The sequence below is a fragment of the Microlunatus soli genome, assembly GCF_900105385.1.
GTDB classification, from domain to species: Bacteria; Actinomycetota; Actinomycetes; order Propionibacteriales; family Propionibacteriaceae; genus Microlunatus; species Microlunatus soli.
On sequence record NZ_LT629772.1, the window covers coordinates 989,951 to 1,009,611 of the forward strand.

General features: G+C 68.6%; 18 protein-coding genes and 1 riboswitch. Of the genes, 5 read left to right on the forward strand and 13 right to left on the reverse strand.

Annotated elements, in window-relative coordinates; all coding sequences use genetic code 11:
* Positions 1-2: 2 nt before the first annotated feature.
* Positions 3-1,154 (reverse strand): LLM class flavin-dependent oxidoreductase, encoded by a 1,152-nt coding sequence (locus BLU38_RS04635; protein WP_091520596.1) that lies wholly within the window; start codon positions 1,152-1,154, stop codon positions 3-5.
* Positions 1,155-1,270: 116 nt separating this feature from the next.
* Positions 1,271-1,390: riboswitch (SAM riboswitch) on the reverse strand.
* A gap of 416 nt (positions 1,391-1,806) precedes the next feature.
* Here BLU38_RS04635 and BLU38_RS04640 point away from each other — a divergent pair.
* Entirely contained in the window at positions 1,807-3,978 is a 2,172-nt protein-coding gene (locus tag BLU38_RS04640) for a Stk1 family PASTA domain-containing Ser/Thr kinase (RefSeq protein ID WP_157683209.1), read from the forward strand.
* A gap of 5 nt (positions 3,979-3,983) precedes the next feature.
* On the opposite strand, the gene BLU38_RS04645 is transcribed toward BLU38_RS04640, so the two are convergent.
* The 3 genes from BLU38_RS04645 to BLU38_RS04655 form a co-directional block, all read right to left on the reverse strand.
* Entirely contained in the window at positions 3,984-4,652 is a 669-nt protein-coding gene (locus BLU38_RS04645) for an MBL fold metallo-hydrolase (protein WP_091520604.1), read from the reverse strand.
* 289 nt (positions 4,653-4,941) lie between these two features.
* Complete coding sequence (locus BLU38_RS04650; RefSeq protein WP_091520607.1) at positions 4,942-6,336, reverse strand: class II 3-deoxy-7-phosphoheptulonate synthase; 1,395 nt, start codon at positions 6,334-6,336, stop codon at positions 4,942-4,944.
* Positions 6,337-6,433: 97 nt separating this feature from the next.
* Complete coding sequence (locus BLU38_RS04655) at positions 6,434-7,600, reverse strand: FAD-dependent monooxygenase (protein WP_091520610.1); 1,167 nt, start codon at positions 7,598-7,600, stop codon at positions 6,434-6,436.
* A gap of 160 nt (positions 7,601-7,760) precedes the next feature.
* Between BLU38_RS04655 and BLU38_RS04660 the strand changes: the two genes are divergently transcribed.
* Positions 7,761-8,279, forward strand: a complete 519-nt coding sequence (locus BLU38_RS04660) for a MarR family winged helix-turn-helix transcriptional regulator (protein WP_231920175.1) — start codon at positions 7,761-7,763, stop codon at positions 8,277-8,279.
* An 87-nt stretch (positions 8,280-8,366) separates the two neighbouring features.
* Here the strand turns inward: BLU38_RS04660 and BLU38_RS04665 are convergent, their stop codons facing one another.
* Entirely contained in the window at positions 8,367-8,810 is a 444-nt protein-coding gene (locus BLU38_RS04665) for a DoxX family protein (RefSeq protein ID WP_091520614.1), read from the reverse strand.
* 110 nt (positions 8,811-8,920) lie between these two features.
* Positions 8,921-9,319, reverse strand: coding sequence for a VOC family protein (locus BLU38_RS04670; RefSeq protein ID WP_091520617.1), 399 nt, complete (start codon positions 9,317-9,319; stop codon positions 8,921-8,923).
* A gap of 226 nt (positions 9,320-9,545) precedes the next feature.
* Here BLU38_RS04670 and BLU38_RS04675 point away from each other — a divergent pair, with 226 nt between their 5' ends.
* Positions 9,546-10,529: a sigma-70 family RNA polymerase sigma factor gene (locus tag BLU38_RS04675; protein WP_091520621.1), complete on the forward strand. Its 984-nt coding sequence runs from the start codon at positions 9,546-9,548 to the stop codon at positions 10,527-10,529.
* 39 nt (positions 10,530-10,568) lie between these two features.
* Here the strand turns inward: BLU38_RS04675 and BLU38_RS04680 are convergent, their stop codons facing one another.
* Together BLU38_RS04680 and BLU38_RS04685 are read right to left on the reverse strand one after the other, a co-directional pair.
* Positions 10,569-11,432: a lysophospholipid acyltransferase family protein gene (locus BLU38_RS04680; RefSeq protein WP_091520624.1), complete on the reverse strand. Its 864-nt coding sequence runs from the start codon at positions 11,430-11,432 to the stop codon at positions 10,569-10,571.
* Positions 11,432-12,196, reverse strand: a complete 765-nt coding sequence (locus tag BLU38_RS04685; RefSeq protein WP_231920176.1) for a lysophospholipid acyltransferase family protein — start codon at positions 12,194-12,196, stop codon at positions 11,432-11,434. The genes BLU38_RS04680 and BLU38_RS04685 overlap by 1 nt, the downstream gene beginning before the upstream one ends.
* Before the next feature lie 172 nt (positions 12,197-12,368).
* On the opposite strand from BLU38_RS04685, the gene BLU38_RS04690 reads away from it, so the two are divergent.
* Both BLU38_RS04690 and BLU38_RS04695 read left to right on the forward strand, forming a co-directional pair.
* Positions 12,369-13,214, forward strand: a complete 846-nt coding sequence (locus tag BLU38_RS04690) for an alpha/beta hydrolase (protein WP_091520632.1) — start codon at positions 12,369-12,371, stop codon at positions 13,212-13,214.
* A 32-nt stretch (positions 13,215-13,246) separates the two neighbouring features.
* Positions 13,247-14,014 (forward strand): hypothetical protein, encoded by a 768-nt coding sequence (locus BLU38_RS04695; protein ID WP_091520637.1) that lies wholly within the window; start codon positions 13,247-13,249, stop codon positions 14,012-14,014.
* Between the two features lie 78 nt (positions 14,015-14,092).
* Here the strand turns inward: BLU38_RS04695 and BLU38_RS04700 are convergent, their stop codons facing one another.
* The 5 genes from BLU38_RS04700 to BLU38_RS04720 all read right to left on the reverse strand — a co-directional run bounded on the left by BLU38_RS04700 (position 14,093) and on the right by BLU38_RS04720 (position 19,283).
* On the reverse strand, positions 14,093-15,214 hold the full coding sequence (locus BLU38_RS04700; RefSeq protein WP_091520641.1) for an ROK family glucokinase: 1,122 nt from the start codon (positions 15,212-15,214) through the stop codon (positions 14,093-14,095).
* A complete protein-coding gene (locus BLU38_RS04705) occupies positions 15,214-15,654 on the reverse strand; it encodes an SRPBCC family protein (protein WP_091520644.1) in 441 nt (146 codons plus the stop codon). The genes BLU38_RS04700 and BLU38_RS04705 overlap by 1 nt, the downstream gene beginning before the upstream one ends.
* Positions 15,655-15,734: 80 nt before the next feature.
* On the reverse strand, positions 15,735-16,841 hold the full coding sequence (locus BLU38_RS04710) for a glycosyltransferase family 4 protein (RefSeq protein WP_157683210.1): 1,107 nt from the start codon (positions 16,839-16,841) through the stop codon (positions 15,735-15,737).
* Positions 16,842-16,852: 11 nt separating this feature from the next.
* On the reverse strand, positions 16,853-18,103 hold the full coding sequence (locus tag BLU38_RS04715) for a hypothetical protein (protein WP_091520651.1): 1,251 nt from the start codon (positions 18,101-18,103) through the stop codon (positions 16,853-16,855).
* Positions 18,104-18,167: 64 nt separating this feature from the next.
* Positions 18,168-19,283, reverse strand: a complete 1,116-nt coding sequence (locus BLU38_RS04720) for a C40 family peptidase (protein ID WP_091520654.1) — start codon at positions 19,281-19,283, stop codon at positions 18,168-18,170.
* Between the last annotated feature and the right edge of the window lie 378 nt (positions 19,284-19,661).

Consider the following 19,661-nt stretch of genomic DNA (forward strand, 5'->3'; position numbering starts at 1 on the left):
GATCAACTCCTCACGTACCGATTGACGGGTCTGGTCAGGCCGAAGCGTCCGCGAAGCGTCAGATCCCGATCGCCGGCTCGGAACAGGCCTCGTTCCTCCAGCTGAGGGACGACGGCGTCGGCGAACAGCTCCAACCCGCCCGGCAGTACCTCGAAGTTGATCAAGGCGCCGGCGAACCCGGCGGAGCCGATCCCGGCGAGCTCCTCGACGAGCGCTCCCGGCGTGCCCTCGAATCCGATCCCGCGGGCCGTCGGGCGCTGCGCCAGGCCGTGATCAAGAACCGCGCGCTGCTCCTTGACCTGATCGGCGGTGCCCGCCAGCAGGACCTGGTAGCCGACGAGCACCGGCAGCGGCTCGCTGCGGCCGGCCTCGAGTGCCGCCGCTCGGACCCCGTCGGCCAGGGTCCGGTCGGTTTCGAGATCACCGGCAGTGACGACGGCGACGTCGGCATGACGTCCGGCGTTGCTGGCCGCGGCCGCCGTCCGTACCACGAACACGGTCGGCGGCCGGCCCTGCGGCGGTCGCGGCGTGATCGACGGACCCTTGACCGAGAAGAACTCCCCGTCGAAGTCGACGTAGTGCAGTTTGTCCCGATCGATGAAGCGGCCGGTCGGCAGATCGCGGATCTCCGCGTCGTCCTCCCAGGAGTCGAACAGTCGCTGGACGACGTCGGCGACCTCGCCGGCCTCGGCGTCGGCCGTTTGGGGGTCGAGCAGCTCCCGTCGCCCGAAGTGCCGGTTCTGTTCCTCCGCGGTCGGGTCGGCGCTGCTGGCCGTGATCGGGGCCCAGCCGGCCCGCCCCTCACTGGTGTGGTCGAGGGTGGCCACCGCCTTGGAGATGTGGAACGGCTCGGCGTGGGTGACGGTGAATTCGGGCACCAGGCCGATGCCCCCGGTCACCGGCGCGAGTCGGCTGGCCAGCAATGCGGCGTCCAGCCGGCCACGGAAGTTGCGGTCGTCCTCGCTCTGCAACGCATAGCCGTCGGTGAAATAGGCGAAGTCGATCCCGGCCCGTTCGGCGACCCGGATCAGGTCGAGGTAGTAGCGCGCGCCGAAGGCACGGCGCGCCAGCTGCGGCCGAAGTCGCCACGCTCGGGGGTGGGTACCGAGCCCTTCGAGCGCGACACCGAGGTGCAGCGAGGTGGAGAGAGCCATCGGGCCGATCGTCCTTTCATGATCATCAGATTCTCTGTATTACCTACGGTTTAACTAGGATTTAGATCGACAGTTCACCGCGTCCTGGTCCTCTCGTCAGGGACCCCGATCTGATGGGCCCGCACTTGCCACTACCGCCCGGATGGGCCGTACAGCCATGTCTTCACCCGGGGCACCCCGCCGCGGAGGAGGGTTGCCGGTCAGCAAGCCGGGGCTTGGCGCTGACGCTCTTGACGAAGACAACGCTAACCCGCCGTCGCAGCAGCCCCGACCGGACGTCCGCGATGTGAACGCCGCTGTCTCGCTGTCACGAGACCGGAGCCCCCGACTCGAGATCACCTGGCCCGCAGACGGGCCGGCCCACGGGTCGTCGATGATCACCACGGCAATGCCCCACACACCGGGCCGGCCGGCGGGGGGCGCGGAATCGCTGCAGAGCAAGGAAAATCGAACACCCGTTGGTTATCCGGCAGAGGTCTCGCGGTGATCACCGTCAGGACACGAGCCTCGACAGCCACGGCACATCCAGGACACAACGCGGGAGTACGGCGCGTTGGCCCTGGAATCACGCGGCGGTCGCCCTACACTCGGCCATGGGTCGACCGCGCCGACCCGCCCTTCCCCTCGGCACCTTTTTGGAGCAGGCGTGACGATGACGAGTACGAGCGACCCGCTGGTCGGGCACGTACTCGACGGCCGCTACCAGGTCCTCGACCGGGTTGCCCGTGGCGGCATGGCGACCGTATACCGAGCCACCGACACCCGGCTCGGCCGGATGGTCGCGGTCAAGGTGATGCACGTCGGGCTCGGCGACGATGCCGACTTCGCGCGGAAGTTCGATCGCGAGGCCCGGTCCGCGGCCCGGTTGTCACACCCTCATGTGGTCTCGGTGTTCGACCAGGGGGACGACGCCGGACGCCCGTACATCGTGATGGAGCTGGTCGAGGGCCGAACCCTGCGCTCGGTGATCTCCCGGGAGTCGCCGCTGACTCCGATCCGCGCGCTGACCATGATCGAACCGGTGCTCAGCGCGCTGGCCGCCGCACACGAGGCGGGTCTGGTGCACCGCGACATCAAGCCGGAGAACGTGCTGATCTCCGAGCGCGGCGAGATCAAGGTCGGCGATTTCGGGCTGGCCCGCGCGGTCACGGCTCAGACGTCGACGGCCACCGCCGGACTGCTGATCGGCACGGTGTCCTACCTGCCACCGGAACTGGTCGTCTCCGGCAAGGCCGACGCGCGTTCCGATGTGTACAGCACCGGCGTCGTGCTGTTCGAGCTGCTCACCGGCCGCAAGCCGCACACCGGAGAGACCCCGATCCAGGTTGCCTACGCCCACGTCCACAACGATGTGCCGGCACCGTCGACCTTCCAGACCGCCGGGCCGATCCCGGACTACGTCGACGCCCTGATCGCGCGGGCGACGGCCCGCGATGCCGATGCTCGACCGCATGACGCCAAGATCCTGCTGGCCCAGGTCCGGCGGGTACGTTCCGCGCTGCAGGCCGGGCTGCGCTCCGATCCCGAGCTCAGCCAGGATCTGACGGTGCCGCTGCTGGCGTTGCGCCAGCAGCGAGCCCGCGACGCCGCCGACGAGGTCGACCCGTACGCGTCGACGACGGCCATCGGCCCGGCGCTGGAGGCAGCCGCGCTGCAGGAACGCGCGGAGTTCGCCGCCCAGCCGCAACAACCCCGGGCCGAACAGATCAGGGCCGAACAAATCCGGCCGGCGGTCGACCCGACACCGGCGGCCTACGCCGAGGACGAACAGGAGTTCACCCCCACCGACATCCGGTTCCTGAGCGGTCCGTCGACGCCGGCCCACCTGTCCTCACCGTCTACGGAGGACAGCGCCTCGTCGCAGCTGAGCCCGATCGACGTGGACGACGACCGGGACGTCCGGCGTCGGCGCCCGAATCAACCCGTACACCGCCCCCGGCACCGGTTCCGCGGTTGGATCGTGTTGATCTTGGTGCTGTTGCTGACCGCGGTCGCCGCCGCTGCCGGCTGGTATCTGGCCAAGGGACGCTTCACCTCGGCACCGGCGCTGACCTCGATGCCGCAGGCCCAGGCCAAGATCATCGCCCGCGAGGCGGGTCTGCAGATCGCCTTCGCCAAGGACTATTCCGAGACCGTGCCGAAGGGCAACGTGATCAACACCTCGCCGCAGCCAGGCGGCAAGATCCTGCGCGGTGGCGAGATCGACGCGACCGTCTCCCGTGGCCCGGAGCGGTATCCGATGCCGACGGTGGCCGGCTTGACCGAGGACTCGGCCGTTGCTGCCCTGGACCGCCAGCATCTTCGGTCCGGCACGGTGCACACCGATTACAGCGAGTCCGTCGACAAGGGCTTGGTGATCAAGGCCTCGGAGACACCCGGTGATCAACTCAAACCGGACAGCCGGATCGACCTGGTGATATCCGCCGGACCCCGCCCGATCACCATCACCGACTACACCGGCCGCCCCGCCGACCAGGCGGCAGCGGCCCTGAAGGACGCCGGCTTCACCGTCAAGATCAAGAACAAGCACTCGGCCACGGTGCCGCCGGGCGCGGTGATCAAGCAGTCACCGGACGACGGCGAGGGACACAAGGACGACCGGGTGACCCTGGTGACCTCGCTCGGACCGGTGATGGTGACTGTCCCGACCGTCAAGTCGATGGGGGTCGAAGCGGCCAAGAAGACCCTTGAGGACAAGGGATTCACGGTCCGGACCAACAAATCCGGCGTGCTCTTCCTCGGCCTCGGCTACGTCGCCGCCTCCGACCCCGCCGGCGGCACCAAGGCGCCGAAGGGCTCGACCATCACCCTGAGCCTGGTCTGAACCGGTCAGAAGCTCTGCGCACCGGCGCCGCGCAGATCGACCAGCTGGGTCGGCGTCATCGAGTTGATCCGCCCGAGCACCATCCCGCGACCGCGATCGTTGACCAGACCGTCGTGGATCGGGAAGCCGGTCGGGGCGCCGACGGCCCGCGCGAAGTCGATCCCCTCCTTCAGCGCCGCCCACGGCGCCTGGGTCGGGAAGGCCAGCAGGTCGACACCCTCGGGGGCGTACTCGTAGGAGTCGCCGGGATGGAACAGGGTCGGCTCCCCCGCGCCGCCGATCAGGTAGCCGACGTTGCCGATCCGCGGCACGTCGGCGTGGATGATCGCGTGCTGCCCGCCGGCGGCGGTGATGCTGAGCCCACCGATGGTGGTGCTGTCCCCCGGCGCCAGACTGCCGGCGCCGGGCAGCTCCGGGATCGGGCCGCCCTGGCCCTCCTTGCCGGCCAGCGCGAGCACCGACGGCTCGACGATCACGGTGGCGCCCGGATTGGCCCGCAGCAGCGCCGGGACGAATTCGGCGTCGATGTGATCGGCGTGCTGATGGGTGACCAGGATCGCGTCCAGGTCGGTCAGCTCATGCCACTCGGGATCGATGTTGCCGGGATCGAGCAGGATCCTCGCTCCATCGGTCTGGATCAGAATCGCGGAATGTCCCAGGTGAGTGATCTGCACGACTTCACCTTAGGCCTCGATCCGCCGATGTGCCGCGTAGCGAGCGGCACCAGACGGGTGCATCGGCAAGTTGCCGCCGCGAGGGCGGTCTGGTTGACCGTTGAGCGGCGGCAACGCCGCCGATGTGCCCGGATGGGGTCGCGCAGTAGCGGCACATTGGTGGATCGAGGCTTAGGCCTCGATCCGCCGATCTGCCGCGTCGCGAGCAGCACCAGACGGGTGCATCGGCGTGCCCGTCGGCCACGACCTCACGGTGGCGAGGAACACCGGTGCCTGATCAGCGGCCCGATCAGAGCCCGGAGCTCTGCAGGTCGATCACCGGCGCCGGCCGGTTGGCCCGGCTCTGCACCAGCCGCTCGGCGACCTGGAAGGCCAGCTCCAACGACTGGTTGCGATTCAGCCGCGGATCGCACAGCGTCTCGTACCGGCTGGCCAGGTCGGCCTCGGCGAGCTCGTGCGAACCGCCGACACACTCGGTGACGTCGTCGCCGGTGAGCTCGATGTGCACCCCACCCGGCCAGGTGCCGAGTTCGTCGTGCACGTCGAAGAAGCCGTTCACCTCGTCGATCACGTCGGAGAAGGCGCGGGTCTTGAAACCTCCGGCGGCCTCGTAGGTGTTGCCGTGCATCGGATCGCAGACCCAGGTCACGTGCCGCCCGCTGGCAGTGACCTTCTCCACCACGTCGGGCAACAGGTCGCGGATCTTGCCGGCCCCGAAGCGGGTGATGAAACTGATCCGTCCCGCCTCACCGTCGGGGTCGATCCGGTCGGCGAGCTCGAGCGCGGTGTCGGCCGTGGTCGTCGGTCCGAGCTTGACCGCCACCGGGTTGCGGACGTGCCGGATCAGCTCGACGTGCGCGCCGTCCAGTTGCCGGGTCCGCTCACCGATCCAGATCAGGTGGCCGGAGGTGTTGTACGGCCGATGGGTGCGGGAATCGATCCGGGTCATCGCGTGCTCGTACTCCAGGCTGAGACCCTCGTGACTGGAGTAGAAGTCGACTCGCCGGGTCGCCTCGCTCTCGATGCCGCAGGCCTCGATGAACGCCAACGCGCGTTCGATCTCGGCGGTCAGCTGCTCGTAGCGGACCCCGGCCGGGCTGCTCCGGACGAAGTCGGAATTCCACGAGTGCATGGTGCGCATGTCGGCGAAACCGCCGTTGACGAAGGCGCGGACCAGATTGAGCGTTGCCGAGGACGCGTTGTAGACGCCGAGCAATCGCTGCGGGTCATGACTGCGCGCCTCGGGGGTGAAGTCGAAGCCGTTGACCGCGTCACCACGGTAGGCCGGCAGCGTCACCTCACCACGGGTCTCGGTATCGGAGCTGCGCGGCTTGGTGAACTGACCCGCCATCCGGCCGATCTTGATCACCGGCACCTGAGCCGCGTAGGTGAGCACCAGGGCCATCGCCAGCAGCGTACGGAGCTTGTTCTGGATGTTGCCCGCTGTCACGCCGGCAAAGGTCTCGGCGCAGTCCCCGCCCTGCAGGATGAACGCCCGTCCGGCGGCCGCGCCGGCCATCTTCTCGCGGAGTTCGTCACACTCGCCGGCGAACACCAGCGGAGGCAGTCGACGCAGCCGCCGGACGACGTCGCCGACCTCGTCGGCATCGGCATAGGTCGGCTGCTGGAGCGGCTTCAGCGCGTGCAGATCCTTCAGCGTTGGCAGACTCGGCAGCTCAGACACAGCACAAGACTAATCTGCCCCGGCCGTACACGCCGCATCGGAGCTCGGGGATGGCCCCGCTCGCTGCACGCCGGCCGACGGATCGACTGATCGACGGTCAGGAGTAGTCCGGCAGCTCCAGCGCCGAATGCGCGGCGTTCCTGTCGGCCGGCAGCGTGGTCAACTGCCGGACGATCCGATTACGCTCGATCAGCGCCTGTGCGGTGCTCGGAAACATCATCGCATCGCCGGTGCTGACCAGGTCCTGGTTCTGCTCGACGAACGGCCTGACCAACTTCTCATAGCGTTCGACCGCTGTCTGGTGGTCTCCGGCCGTGGCCAACTCACCGGCCAGCACATAACCACCGACCAACGCCAGACTGGATCCCTGGCCGGTCAAGAATGACGGCGCGTACGCAGCATCGCCGAGGAGCACCAGCCGGCCCGAGGCCCAGCGCGGCATCCGGATCTGACTGATCACGTCGAAGAACAGGTCGTCGGCCGTACGCATGGCCTGCACGATCCGCGGCACCCACCAGCCGTCGCCGTCGAACGCCGAGGCGACCAGTTCCCGCTGGGCGGCCGGATCGCGGAATGCGTGGAACGGCGGCTCGACCAGCGACAGATTGAGGAACGCATGCACCGTGTCCGGATCATTGACCGCATACAGCGCCGCGGCGCGGCCGGGTTCGTTCCACAGCAGGGCTTCGTGGGACAGACCGAAGAGGTTGGGCATGGTGAACCCGGCGAAGGAGTAGCCGAGATACCGGTGGAACGGCTCCTCGGGACCGAAGACCTGCGCCCGGGTGGTCGAGTGCAAGCCGTCGGCCGCCACCACGAGATCGAAGGGTTCGGTCGCGCCCCCGGCGAACCGGACGTCGACCCGGTCGGCATCCTCGACCATTTCCTCGATCGAGTCATTGAAGCGGTATTCCACTCCGTCCCGAGTGGCGTCGTACAGCACCCGGGCGAGATCTCCGCGCGGCACCTCGAGGTCGCTCTCGTCGTCGCCGCCGGAGAACGCCTCCGGACGCACGCTGGCGATCGGCGCTCCGTCCGGTTCGACGAAGGAGATGGCACGCGTATTGACATGGGCGGCCCGCAGTTGCGGATAGATCCCCATCCGCCGGACCACCTCCAGGGCGGTCCCCCGGATGTCGATGGGATATCCGCCGCCCCGCAGCCGTGGTGCGCGTTCGACGACGGTGACCTCGAAGCCGTACCGCTGCAGCCAGTACGCAACCGCCGGGCCGGCGATGCTGGCACCGGAAACCAGGATCTTCATGATGTTCTCCGATCCGAACGGCGCGCGGACCTGCGTCGACCGCCCGAGAAATAGATACCGTAGGTAGCTGATTGCTGGAGGTTCCCATCGCCGCTGATCGGCACCTCCGCCAACAAAACTAACTAACTTAGGTATCTAATTCAAGGAATGGCAGGGACCGATGCCCGACAGCCCGCAGAACCCGCTGGCCGAGCACTACGCCGACCTGATGGCGGTGCTGCCCCGACTCACCCAGTTCGGTCACGCGATGAACCGCGGCCGGCTGGTCGAGCAGGCGCTGCGCGACGGCGGCGTCAGCCTCGACCGCCCGTCGATGTCGGTGCTGATGTCGCTGCTGCTGGCCGACGAACCGTTGCGGATCGGAGAGATCGCCCGCCGGATGCAGGTCGCCGGACCGCACGTCACTCGCCTGCTGCATGACCTGGAACGCCGTGGGTTGGCCCGTCGGGTCAGCGACCCGGCCGACGCCCGGGCCCGGCTCGTCGAGCTGACCCCGGAGGGTGCGGATGCCGCGAACGGCTACGTCCGCAGCATCGTCGGCTGGTTCGGTGACGCATTGACCGACTGGTCACCGGAGGACCTGCGCACCCTCGGGACCTTGTTGACCCGGTTGGTCGACGACCTCAACACCCACGTCGCCGAGGCCGCCGAGGAGAGCTCCGACGAGGCGTCCGACTGAGCGCAGTGCCGCAGCGGACGAGCCGCCGGTGCCGGGTTCACCAGCTGCGGGGCCCATCCGCCGCGGTTGCGATCGTGCCGACGAAGATCAGCGACGGAACGGGACGAGTCGGCGCAGCGCGGGAGTGCGCAGCCAGACGCCGAACCAGATGATCACGGCGGTGTAGACACCCGACATCACGTAGCCGAAGAACGGTTGGCCGGCGATCACGTTGCTGCAGACGGCTCCGCCGAGGAACGCGGTCAGCAGGATGGCACCGAAGGTCGAGGTCCGCGGCACCAGGTAGAGGCCGACAAAGATCAGCTGGATGATGCCGATCGGCAGAAACAGCTGCGGATCCATCCCGAGATTGTTCGCGCCGGCCTGGACCGACTGGCTGAGCAGCACGTGGTTGACACCGTCGAAGACCAGGAAGGCGCCACCGAAGGCGGTCAGGATCCAGCCGGCGATGGTGAGGCTCCGGCGCTGCGGTCTCGGCTGCTCGGCGGTCGGAACGGCACTGATCTGAACGGGATCGGTCAACGTGGTCATGATGATTTCTCCTTACTGAGAACGGATCTGGGCTGGACGGGAACCGGCTGCACGGAAACGGGGCCGCACGGGAACGGGGCTGGACGAGAACGGGGCCGGACCTCTGGTGTTCATCGGACGGCCACATCGAGGTCCATCGACATGACCTCCCACGCGTGGCCGTCCGGATCGGCGAAGCTGTGGCCGTACATCGGGCCGTCGGACATCGGCTCGCGCAGCGCCGAGCCGCCGGCCGCGAGGGCGCGGCCGACGAGGTCGTCGACCTGCTGCCTGCTGTCGCAGGTCAGGCAGTTGATCACCTCGGTGCTGTCATCGGCGATCGGCCGGGTGCTGAAGTCGGCGAATCGGTCGCGGGTCATCACCATCACGAAGATCGTGTCGGACACGACGATGCAACTGGTCCGCTGATCGGAGTAGGTCGGGTTGACCGTGAACCCCAGTCCGGCGTAGAAGGCGGTTGACCGGGCGACGTCGGCAACCGGCAGATTGACGAAGATCATGCGACTCATCGGCTTGTTCTCACACCCTGTGCTCGAGGCCCGTTGATCAGTGCCGATCAACCGGGCCGATGTGCTGTGTTGCAGGGGTAGACCGGGGCGGTACGCCGAACTCATCGGGTCCGCCCGAAGTTTCTTCTCGACCGGCGCACGGAAGGCTCGGCCTCGATCCGCCGATGTGCCCGGATGGGGTCGCGCCGTCGCGGCACATCGGTGGATCGGGGCTTAGATTTGGACCATGACGGTGATGGTCGAGGATGAGTTCAACGCGCTGGTCGAGCCGTTGCGCCGCGAACTGGTCGTGCACTGCTACCGGATGATGGGGTCGATCCACGACGCCGAGGAGCAGGTCCAGGAGACCTACATCCGGGCCTGGCGTGCGTTCCACGGTTTCGAACGCAGATCGTCGGTCCGCACCTGGCTCTACAAGATCGCCACCAACACCTGCCTGACCGCCTTGCAGTCCCGGACCCGGCGACCGGTCCCGACCGGGCTCGGGCAACCGGCCGCCGATCCGCGCGGACCGTTGGAGGCCAGACTCGAGATCGACTGGCTGGAGCCACTCCCGGACGCCATGATCTGGGCCGAAGGCAGCAGCGACCCCGCCGAGGTCGTGATCACCAAGGACAGTGTTCGGCTGGCCTACATCGCCGCCCTGCAACTGCTCACCGCTCAGCAGCGGGCGGTGATCATCCTGCGTGAGGTGCTGCAGTGGCGTGCCCAGGAGGTCGCCGACGCTCTCGACCTGTCGGTCGCCTCGGTGAACAGCAGCCTGCAGCGGGCCCGCGCCCACCTGGCCGGTATCGACGCCGAGACGCTGCCGCCGATCGATCCGTCCGACGAACGGACCGCGACGTTGATCAAGGACTTCGCCGACGCCTTCGAGCAGTACGACGTGACCAAGATCGTTTCGCTGCTCGCCGATGACGCGATCTGGGAGATGCCGCCGTTCCTGGGTTGGTACCAGGGTGCGGAGAACATCGGTGCGCTGATCAGCAACCACTGCCCCGCCGACGGCCCGGGCGATCAGCTGATCACCTTCACCTGGGCCAACGGGGCGCCGGTGTTGGCGCTCTACATGCGCTCATCCGACGGATCCCATCGAGCCTTCCAGTTGCAGCAGTTGACGATCGGCGACGGCCTGGTGCAGCACGTCGAGTGCTACTTCGACACGAGACTGTTCGCAGCCTTCGGCCTGCCCGACGTCTATCCCGCCGACTGAACCCGCCCTTCGACAGGCTCAGGGACCTTGGACAGGGTGTCAGGTACCTTCGGGTGGCGGCGGTTCGTCCGGGGCTTCGGTCGGCTTGGCGCGGGCCGAGGTGGCGTAGCTGTCGACGTAGGTCTGCCCGGACAGTTCCATGATCGCGTACATGATCTCGTCGGTGACCGATCGCAGGATGAATCGATCGGTCGACAGCCCGACGTAGCGACCGAAGTCCAGCGGTTCACCGAAGGTGACGGTCGGGCTGATCACCTTGGCCAGCACCTTCCCGGTCGGGGCGATCACGTCGGTGCCGGTGACCGCCGTCGGGATCACCGGGACGCCGGCCTCCAACGCCAACCGGGCGACCCCGGTACGGCCCTTGTAGAGCCGGCCGTCGTGGCTGCGGGTGCCTTCGGGGAAGATGCCGAACAACTCGCCGCGGCGCAACACCTTCTGCCCGGCCTGCAGCGCGGACTCGCTGGCCCGGCCGCCGCTGCGGTCGACCGGCACCTGACCGGTGCCCTTGAAGAACCGGCGCTGCGCCCAGCCACGGACCCCGGCGCCGGTGAAGTAGTCGGACTTGGCCACGAAGGTCACCCGACGGTGCAGCGCGAGCGGGATGAACATCCAGTCCACGTAGGACAGGTGATTGGAGGCCAGGATCGCCGGGCCGATCTTCGGCACGTTGTGCACGCCCTCGTAGTTCGGCCGGAACAACCGGTCGACGCCGGGGCCGAGGATGACGTTGCGCAGCAGCCAATAGAGCACCGCTCCGGCATTGGACTCCTCGTCCTCGGGGCCGCGCAGCTTTTCCGGCACCGAGATGTCCGGCACCTTGAATTCGGGGACCTTCAGGTCGCGTCGGCGCACCACCGGCAGCCGGTCCCGGAGCCGACGCTTCTCGCCGTCGGCCGCCATCAGGCTGCCTCGGCCTCCCGTCCGGGCAACGGTGGGGCCTCCTTACCCAGGCCGGGGCGTTCGAGCACCTGCGCGTCCAGCGGCTGCCCGCGGCGGATCCCGGCCTTGACCGCCGAGACGTAGGCGTCGACGTAGGTCTGGCCGGACAGTTCCATGATCGCGTTCATCATCTCGTCGGTGATCCAGCGCAGCGTGTCCCGGTTGTTGCCGGCACCGCGGTAGGCGGAGAAGTCCATCGGCTTGCCGATCCGGATGCCGGGGCGTCGCAGCCGCGGGATCCGCAGCCGGCCCTTGAACATCTTGGTGTTGGAGACCGCGATCGGGATCACCGGGACGCCGTTCTGCAGGGCCAGCCGAGCGGCGCCGGTGCGACCGCGGTAGAGCCGACCGTCCGGGGAACGGCCGCCCTCGGGGAACATGATCAACAGGTTGCCCTCGTGCAGCACCCGGACGAAACCGGCCATGTCGTCGGCGCTGCGTTGTCCGCCGGAACGATCCAGCGGCGTCATCCTGATGCCGCGCAGGAACCACTTCAGCGCCCATCCCTTGAAGCCGCCCATCGAGTACAACTCCGCCTTCGGGGTGAAGTAGAGCCGACGCTTCAGCATGGCGGGCAGCAGGATGGTCTCGCCTTCGGCGAGATGGTTGGCGACCAGGATGGCCGGACCATCGGCGGGAAGATTCTCCTCACCCTCGATCCAGGGTCGCCACCAGGCGCTGAACAGGGGCTGGGCGATCCCACGCTTCAACAGCCAGTACAACAAGTTCCCTCCAGGCACGGGTTCGCCGACATCACGACACCTACGTGCGGTGATCCTACTGGTGCGGCTCGGATCGGGCTCGTTGACGAGCCCGGGTCGTCGCCACAGGTCGAGGAGGGGTGGTGTCTGCGGATTCGGTCCTCGGCCGGTCGAACGGCCGGATACGCTCGTATCCATGAAGCTCCTGCCGAAGCGTTGGTTTCGTAGCGATCGCGCGGCAGGATCCACCGGCCCCGCCTCGATCGGACCCGCCTCGATCAGACCCGCCTCGATCAGACCGGGTGCCGAACCGTACGCCGCCGGCGACGGCGACGTCGGTGTGCTGTTGATCCACGGCTTCACCGGCTCCCCCGCATCGCTGCGGCCCTGGGCCGAGCAACTGGTGGCCGAGGGCTACCGGGTCCGGGTGCCGCGGCTGCCCGGTCACGGCACGTCCTGGCAGGAACTGAATCTGACCGGTTGGCATGACTGGTATCGGACGGTCGAGCAGGCCTATCTCGAACTGGCCGGTAGTACCCGGACGGTGGTCGTCGGTGGGCTGTCGATGGGCGGCGCACTGGCCCTCCGACTCGCCGAACTGCATCCGGTCGCTGGACTCTGTCTGGTCAATCCGGCGCTGCGCAACAACGATCCGCGGCTGGTGCTGTTGCCGATCCTGAAGCGGATCATCGCGTCGACGCCGGGGATCAGCAATGACATCGCCAGACCGTTCGCCGACGAGATCGGCTACAGCCGGACGCCGCTGCGTGCGGTCGGCTCGATGCTGCAGTTGTGGGATGTCACGATCGCCTCCCTGCACCGGGTCGACTGTCCGATCCTGCTGTTCCGTTCACTGCACGACCACGTCGTCGACCCGTCCTCGGTCCGGCTGCTCCGGGACCGGATCGGCAGCGCCGAGATCGACGAGCGCGAGCTGCGGCTGAGCTTCCACGTCGCCACCTTGGACTACGACGCGCCGTACATCATCAGCGAGTCGAGCCGATTCGTCCGCCGGGTCAGCAGCGATCGGATCAAGCAATAGAGAATCGCCACCGCGATGACTACCCTGAAGTCATGAGGGACGCGCGGAACGACGATTCGCGCCCCGAGGACGACCAAGCGGCGATCGACCGGGCTTTCGCCGAGCTGGTCGCCGACTTCCACCGCTCCCCCGATGCGCCCATCGGGCGCCGCCCCTTCGGTGCGGAGTCGGGCAGTGCTGCCGACTCGCACCCGATGACCGGGGCGGGCGAACCCACCGAGGCGGCCACTCCCGGCGAATCGACCGGCCCTGGCGAATCGACCGGCCCTGGCGAATCGACCGGTCTCGGCGAACCGGGCGGCCCCGCCGGACCGAGCGATCGGGACGGAGCAATCGGCGCCGGCGATCCGGCATCGACCGCCGGCGATCCGACCCACGACGATCAGGACCCAGAATCCCAGAACCCTGACCGCCGAATCCCCGACCACCCGTTCCCCGACGACCTCGCTGATGGGCCGGCCTGGCCGACGGAGCGTCGGCGGGACCCGAGGTCGGCCCGGCCGCCGTTCGAATTCCGACTCGATCTGGACGAATCGGTTGCCGCAGAGCCCGACGAGCCGGAGGAACGGTACATCCCGCCACCGGCTCCGCCGCTGCCTCGGCCGACCGGACCGGTGTTCGTCGGCTGGCTGGGCATCGTCTACGCGATCGTCGCGATGTTCCTGTTGGCCTTCGGCGTGCCGCTGCCGCAATGGGCCGGCTGGATCGCCATCGCGTCGTTCCTCGGCGGTCTGGCGCTGCTGCTCAGCCGGCTGCCCCGACACCGTCCACCGGACGACGACGACGGCGCCCGCCTCTGACTGCCCCGATCATCCGACGGCACGATGATCCGACGGCACGAACATCCCGACGGCAGATCATCCCCAGCAGCAGACGGATCAGTCCGCGCGGCGATGGACCCGCTTGACCGCCGACTGACGCAGTGCCCCGGGTTCACGGCGGCGGGCCCGCTTGGCACCGCGCCGGCGACGCGGCCAGAAGCCGCCGACCGCCCGTCCGGGCGGCTCGATCAGCGAGTGCCGGGCCAGATCCGCGGCGCCGATCAGGCCGGCGTCGTTGCGGAACGACGCCAACTCGATCCTGGCCTCGGGGCGGTACCCGCGACCGGTCAGGGTGCGCCGGAACGATTCCCGGGCCGGGGCGAGCAGCAGCTCGCCGGCCGCGCTGACACCGCCGCCGACAACCACCAGTTCGGGATCCAGCGCGGCGGCCAGGTTGGCGATCCCGATCCCCAGCCAGCGGCCGATGTCGGCCAGCAACTCGCGGGCCAGCGGCTCACCGCCGACCGCGGCCTGGGTGATCGCCGGACCGTTGATCTCGTCGACGCCACCGACGGCGTCCAACAGCCCCTGGACCACCGGAGAACCCGACGAGATCAGTTCCTTGGCGTCACGCACCAGCGCGTTGCCGGAGGCGTACTGCTCCCAGCAGCCGCGGTTCCCGCACTCGCACAGGTGGCCACCGGGCACCACGATCATGTGGCCCCATTCACCGGCCATCCCGTAGCTGCCGCGGAACAACTGACCGTTCAGCACCAGCCCACCGCCGATGCCGGTGCCGAGGGTGATGCAGACCATCACCGATGCGCCCTGGCCGGCACCGAAGCGGTATTCGGCCCAGGCTGCCGCGTTGGCGTCGTTGTCCACGATCAGCGGTAGGTCGATGCGATCTTCGAGGCGTTCCTTCAACGGCTCCTGGCGCCAGGCCAGATGCGGGGAGAATCGGACCACCGCCTGGTCGGTGTCGACCCAGCCGGCGGCACCGATGCCGACGGTCTCGACCGGATGCTTGGCCCGCAACTCACCGACCGCGGCGGCGATGGTGTCCTCCACCGCCTGCGCACTGCGGGAGGGCGTTGCCGCCAGCTTCCGCTCGATGATGGTGCCCTGACCGTCGACCACGCCGGCAGCGACCTTGGTACCGCCGATGTCGACCCCGATGCCGTACGGGACCGCGACCGGCGCCCGGTTCCGAGCGACCGGTCGGGTCGCCCGGGCCATCACCGTCCGTCCCGCACCGCGGCCACCTGACGTTTCAGTCCCTTCAGCGCGGCGTCGATGATGGTCTTCTCCGCCGTCCGCTTCAGCAGCCCCGGCAACGGCAGGTTGACGTCGACGCTCAGGGTGTAGGTCACCTTGGTCCCGGCAGCGATCTGCTCGATCTCGTACGACCCGTCCATCGCCTTCAGCGTCCTGCCCTCGATCAGCTTCCAGCTGACCCGTTCGGGCTGCCACTGGTAGGCCACCGTGTAGTCGTCGGAGAGCAGCTTGTGTTCCAGCACCATCCGAACGGTGTCCGGACGGTCGTCCCGGGTGGTCAGCACCTCGACGGTGCTGAGCGCGTCCACCCACTGCGGGTAACCGTCCAGGTCGGCGATCACCGCCATCACCTGATCCGGATCCGCGGGGATCTCGATGCTGGACTGCGTGCTGTTGGCCACCGGGTCAGCCTAATCCGCTGCCCACCGGTCCCGATGGCGAGGTGTTCAGCCTGCGGACTCCCGGGCCGGTCCGGTCGGTTTCAGCGGCCCAGCGCGGCGGTGACCGCGTCCGCGACGACCGATCCGGCGTACCGGTCGGCCACGAAGCGTCGGCCGGCGGCACCCATCGTCGCTGCCAGCGTCCGGTCGGTCAGCATCCGGTCGATCCTGCTCGCCAAGCCCCGTACGTCCTCGGGGTCGACGACGAAGCCTGTTTCGCCTTCGATCACCGTCTCCGGCGCTCCCCCGGACCGGCCGACGATCACCGGCAGCCCACTCGCGGCGGCCTCCAGGAAGCCCAGGCCGAGCCCTTCCGGATGGAGTCCGGCCCACCGGGTTCGGACCGGCAGCGCGAACACCGTCGCGGTCCGCAGCAGCCGGGCCACCTCGGCCCGGTCCACGGCCCCGGTGAACCGCACCGACGCCCCGAGCCGAAGCCGGTCGGCCAGTCGACGCAACGCGGGCGCCTGTGGCCCGTCGCCGACCAGCACCAGTTCCCGATCCGGATCGGTCGGGCCGTCGTCCAGCACCCGCCGCCAGGCCCGCAGCAGGGTGTCGAATCCCTTCTGCCGGACCATCCGTCCGACCGCGACACAACGCAGCAAGCGATGATCAACTCCCGCGGACGGCTGCTCCGGGGTGAACCGGGCGAGGTCGATCGGCGGCGAGATCCTGATCATGGTCGCGCGGGCCGCCGGGCTCAGCGCCGGGGCGATCCGCGCTGCGGTGTAGTCGGAGATGTAGGAGACGTGATCGACATCGTCGGCCATCCGGCGCAGCAGACGGGCACTGCCGGGTACGGTCGCCCACCAGCTCTCGTGGCCGTGGCTGATCGCCAACAGTCGCCGGGCACCGGCGGCACGCACGGTCGGCGCCAGCAGGGCCAACGGTGCCATCGCTCCGAAGATCACCGCGTCCACCCGGTGCCGACGGATCAGGTCGGCGGCGCGGCGGCCGACGGCGGGGGTCGGCAGCAGCAGTCGTCCGAACCGGTGCACCGGGAAGTTGATCTTGCTGTCGTGACGATGCCAGCCCGGGGTGTGCCGGGTCAGCACGACCACGTCCTCGTCGAGCAGCCCACAGAGCTCACCGACGAAGCCCTCGATCCCGCCCACCGTGGGAGGGAAGTCGTTGCTGATGATCAACACCGGCGGCACGGTCAGATGCTTCCTCGGGCCGCCGCCTGCTGCAGGAAGGTCCGCCAGTCGGCCACGAGCTGATCCTGGTCGATACCGAGTGTCGCCCGGGCAGCCGGGGCGACGGCGCCGGTGGGAGAACGGTCGACCGCAGCGTAGAAGGCCAGCAGCTTGTCCTCGCCGTAGCGCTGGGCGATCTGGTAGCAGGCCAACCAGGCCTCGGTGTAACTCCGTTCGAGGTCGGCACCACTGGCCCGGAACGCTTGCTGGTCAGGCAATTCCGCCGGCGGACCGGAAGCGGCGACCTGGGTCAGCAGCTTGTCGGCGGCAGCATCCTCGGCCTGCGGATAGGTCTGATAGGCGACGTAGTCGGCCAGTCCCTCGATCAGCCAGGTCGGTGCCGCCGAGGCGGGCGACGCGGTGGCGACATGCACGGTCTCATGGGTGAGCACGATGTCTGCGCTCAGTCCGTCCCGGGCGTTGACCGGATTGATCATCACCCGGATCGGCGCGGTCCCGGTGGACGATCCGTCCGGCCAGGTGATCGCCGCCAGTCCGGATTCGGCGCCGGACCCGACGCCGAGCATCTGCTCCAACAGCCCTTCGGTGCTGGGGATGATCACGACCAGCCGCTGGTTCCAGCCGTCGAACCGACCGGACAGTCGTCGTGCCACGTCCTGCACCGCATCGTCGGCGCGGGACAGCCAGGCCGCGGTGTCCACCGAATCGCCGCCGATCACCGTCGCCCGGTGATCATGATCGACATGCACCGGTTCCAACCACCACAGTGGGGTCGGCCGGTCACCGTCCGGACCGTCGCTGGTCCCGGCCCAGGCCAACCCTGATCCGTCGCCCGCCGGGACGACCGTGATCCAGACCGTCTGGTCGCTGGCTCTGCGATCACCGGAAACCGCCCAGCCGACCCGGATCTCGGCGGCGTAGGCCTGATCGCCGAGCAGGTCGGCGCGATCCTGGGCCAGCCGGCGCTGGTGTCCGGTCGGGTGCAGCGTGAACGCGGTCGGCCGGATGGCCAGCAGGTTGTCCATGATCATCCGGGCCGTAGCGTCGAAGTTGCGATCACGGTCCGAGACCAGGGACAGCAAGCCGCGGCGGTCCCGTCGGTCGACGGCGGTGGTCATCCGGTGCACCAGGTCCTGCAGCTGCGCCGACTCGGTCGGGGTACTGGCCCTGCTGCTGGTCTGAGCCGGTGGTCCGGCGAGGTCGGAGCAGCCGACCAGAAGACCGAACAGGCCCGCCAGCACCAGGCCGATCACGGCCTGGAGGCTGACGAGCCTGGGAGATGGTTTGGCGGCCACCCGATTCCGGTCGGGACCCGGATCAGCCGGGCCGAACGGCGCCGGAGAACGGCATGTAGCTCATCTTGATGTACTCCACGGACTTGCCGGGACGCGGTGCGTGGATGATCGAACCGTTGCCGACGTAGATGCCGACGTGGCTCGGGGCGGTCGAGCTGTAGAAGAAGACCAGGTCGCCGGGCTGCAGATCCGACTTCGACACCCGGGTGCCGTCGTTGATCTGGGACTGTGAGGTGCGGCTGAGCTGGACACCGACCGACTTCCAGGCGGCCAGCGTCAGGCCGGAGCAGTCGTAGGCGTTCGGGCCGGTCGCGGAGAAGACGTACGGCTTGCCGATCTGGGCCTTGGCGAAGGCGACCACCTCGGCACCCTTGCTGGATCCGGAGGAGGACGACGAGGAGTCGTCGGAGGTCGCGGCCTTGACGCTGGAGTCCGACGTCGAGTCGGTGGTGGTCGCCGTGCTGCTCGACGATCCGGACTGCGCGGAGTCGGCGGCGTTCTTGGCTTCCTGTTCCTGCCGCTTCTGCTCCAGCTCCAGCCGCTTGCGCTCCTCGGCGGTGAGCTTGTCCAACACGCCCTGGGCCTGGTCGACCTTGTCGTCGGCCTTGGTCCGCAGTGCGGCAAGCTTCTTCTGGTCCTCACCCAGGGTGGCGACCTCGGCCTTGGTCGAACGCTGCAGGTCGGCCAGGTTGGCCTGCTCGACCTGGTAGTCCTGCAGGGCCGAATTCTGGTTCTGGCTGACCTTCTCGACGGTGGCGATCTGGTTCAGGAAGCCGGAGGTGTCGCGGGTCAGGAAGAGCTTGGTACGGGTGTCCAGGCTGCGATTCTGGAACTGAGCGAGCGCGACCTTGCTGACCCGGGACCGCATCTCGGCGACCTTGGCGGTCTGTGCCTTGACGTCGGCCTGCTTGTCCTTCAGCTCCTTGTTGCTCTGATCGAGCTTCTCCTTGAGCGTGAGGTACTCCTGGTCGGTCGCCGCGGCCTCCTGCTGCAGCTTCTCGACCTGGGCCTTGGCCTGGGCGATGTTCTCCGCCGCCGGATCGGCAGCCGCGAACTGGGGGCACAGCGACAGCGTGCCGGCCAGGACGGCTCCCGACAGTGAAACAGCGGCTCCCCGCCGTAGCCAGCGTGAACTCACGCGCAGTCCTCCCAGTCGCACGGCATCCGGTCGGCGACCGTCAGGTCACCCGACGAGCCGAATGCCAGGTAGCACATTAGGTCACGATTTGATTACTGGCAATTCCGGGTCCGGATCCCGACCACGTGTCCAGTGTCACACTCGTGACCGACCTGCGGGCCGATCTCGACATCAAAAACGGCCCTGCCGGCGCCTTCGGACGCCCACGGCACCGGCCGCCGCGACGCCCCGGTCGGGCCGTGCACGGTGGCCAGACCGGACGGCCCGGACGGAACGTCGAGGAGCAGCGACACCACACACTCCGCGCAGCTGTGCGAGCGGCCGCCGATCACGCTTTCCGGCTCCGTCGGCCCTGTTTCCTGCACGGACGGGCTTGTT

What these genes read in the sequence shown, in the direction of transcription:
- BLU38_RS04635 (WP_091520596.1), bottom strand. Translation starts at nt 1,154, where the DNA reads ATGGCTCTCTCCACCTCGCTGCACCTCGGTGTCGCGCTCGAAGGGCTC.
- BLU38_RS04640 (WP_157683209.1), top strand. Translation starts at nt 1,807, where the DNA reads ATGACGAGTACGAGCGACCCGCTGGTCGGGCACGTACTCGACGGCCGC.
- BLU38_RS04655 (WP_091520610.1), bottom strand. Translation starts at nt 7,600, where the DNA reads ATGAAGATCCTGGTTTCCGGTGCCAGCATCGCCGGCCCGGCGGTTGCG.
- BLU38_RS04660 (WP_231920175.1), top strand. Translation starts at nt 7,761, where the DNA reads ATGCCCGACAGCCCGCAGAACCCGCTGGCCGAGCACTACGCCGACCTG.
- BLU38_RS04665 (WP_091520614.1), bottom strand. Translation starts at nt 8,810, where the DNA reads ATGACCACGTTGACCGATCCCGTTCAGATCAGTGCCGTTCCGACCGCC.
- BLU38_RS04670 (WP_091520617.1), bottom strand. Translation starts at nt 9,319, where the DNA reads ATGAGTCGCATGATCTTCGTCAATCTGCCGGTTGCCGACGTCGCCCGG.
- BLU38_RS04675 (WP_091520621.1), top strand. Translation starts at nt 9,546, where the DNA reads ATGACGGTGATGGTCGAGGATGAGTTCAACGCGCTGGTCGAGCCGTTG.
- BLU38_RS04680 (WP_091520624.1), bottom strand. Translation starts at nt 11,432, where the DNA reads ATGGCGGCCGACGGCGAGAAGCGTCGGCTCCGGGACCGGCTGCCGGTG.
- BLU38_RS04690 (WP_091520632.1), top strand. Translation starts at nt 12,369, where the DNA reads ATGAAGCTCCTGCCGAAGCGTTGGTTTCGTAGCGATCGCGCGGCAGGA.
- BLU38_RS04695 (WP_091520637.1), top strand. Translation starts at nt 13,247, where the DNA reads ATGAGGGACGCGCGGAACGACGATTCGCGCCCCGAGGACGACCAAGCG.
- BLU38_RS04700 (WP_091520641.1), bottom strand. Translation starts at nt 15,214, where the DNA reads ATGGCCCGGGCGACCCGACCGGTCGCTCGGAACCGGGCGCCGGTCGCG.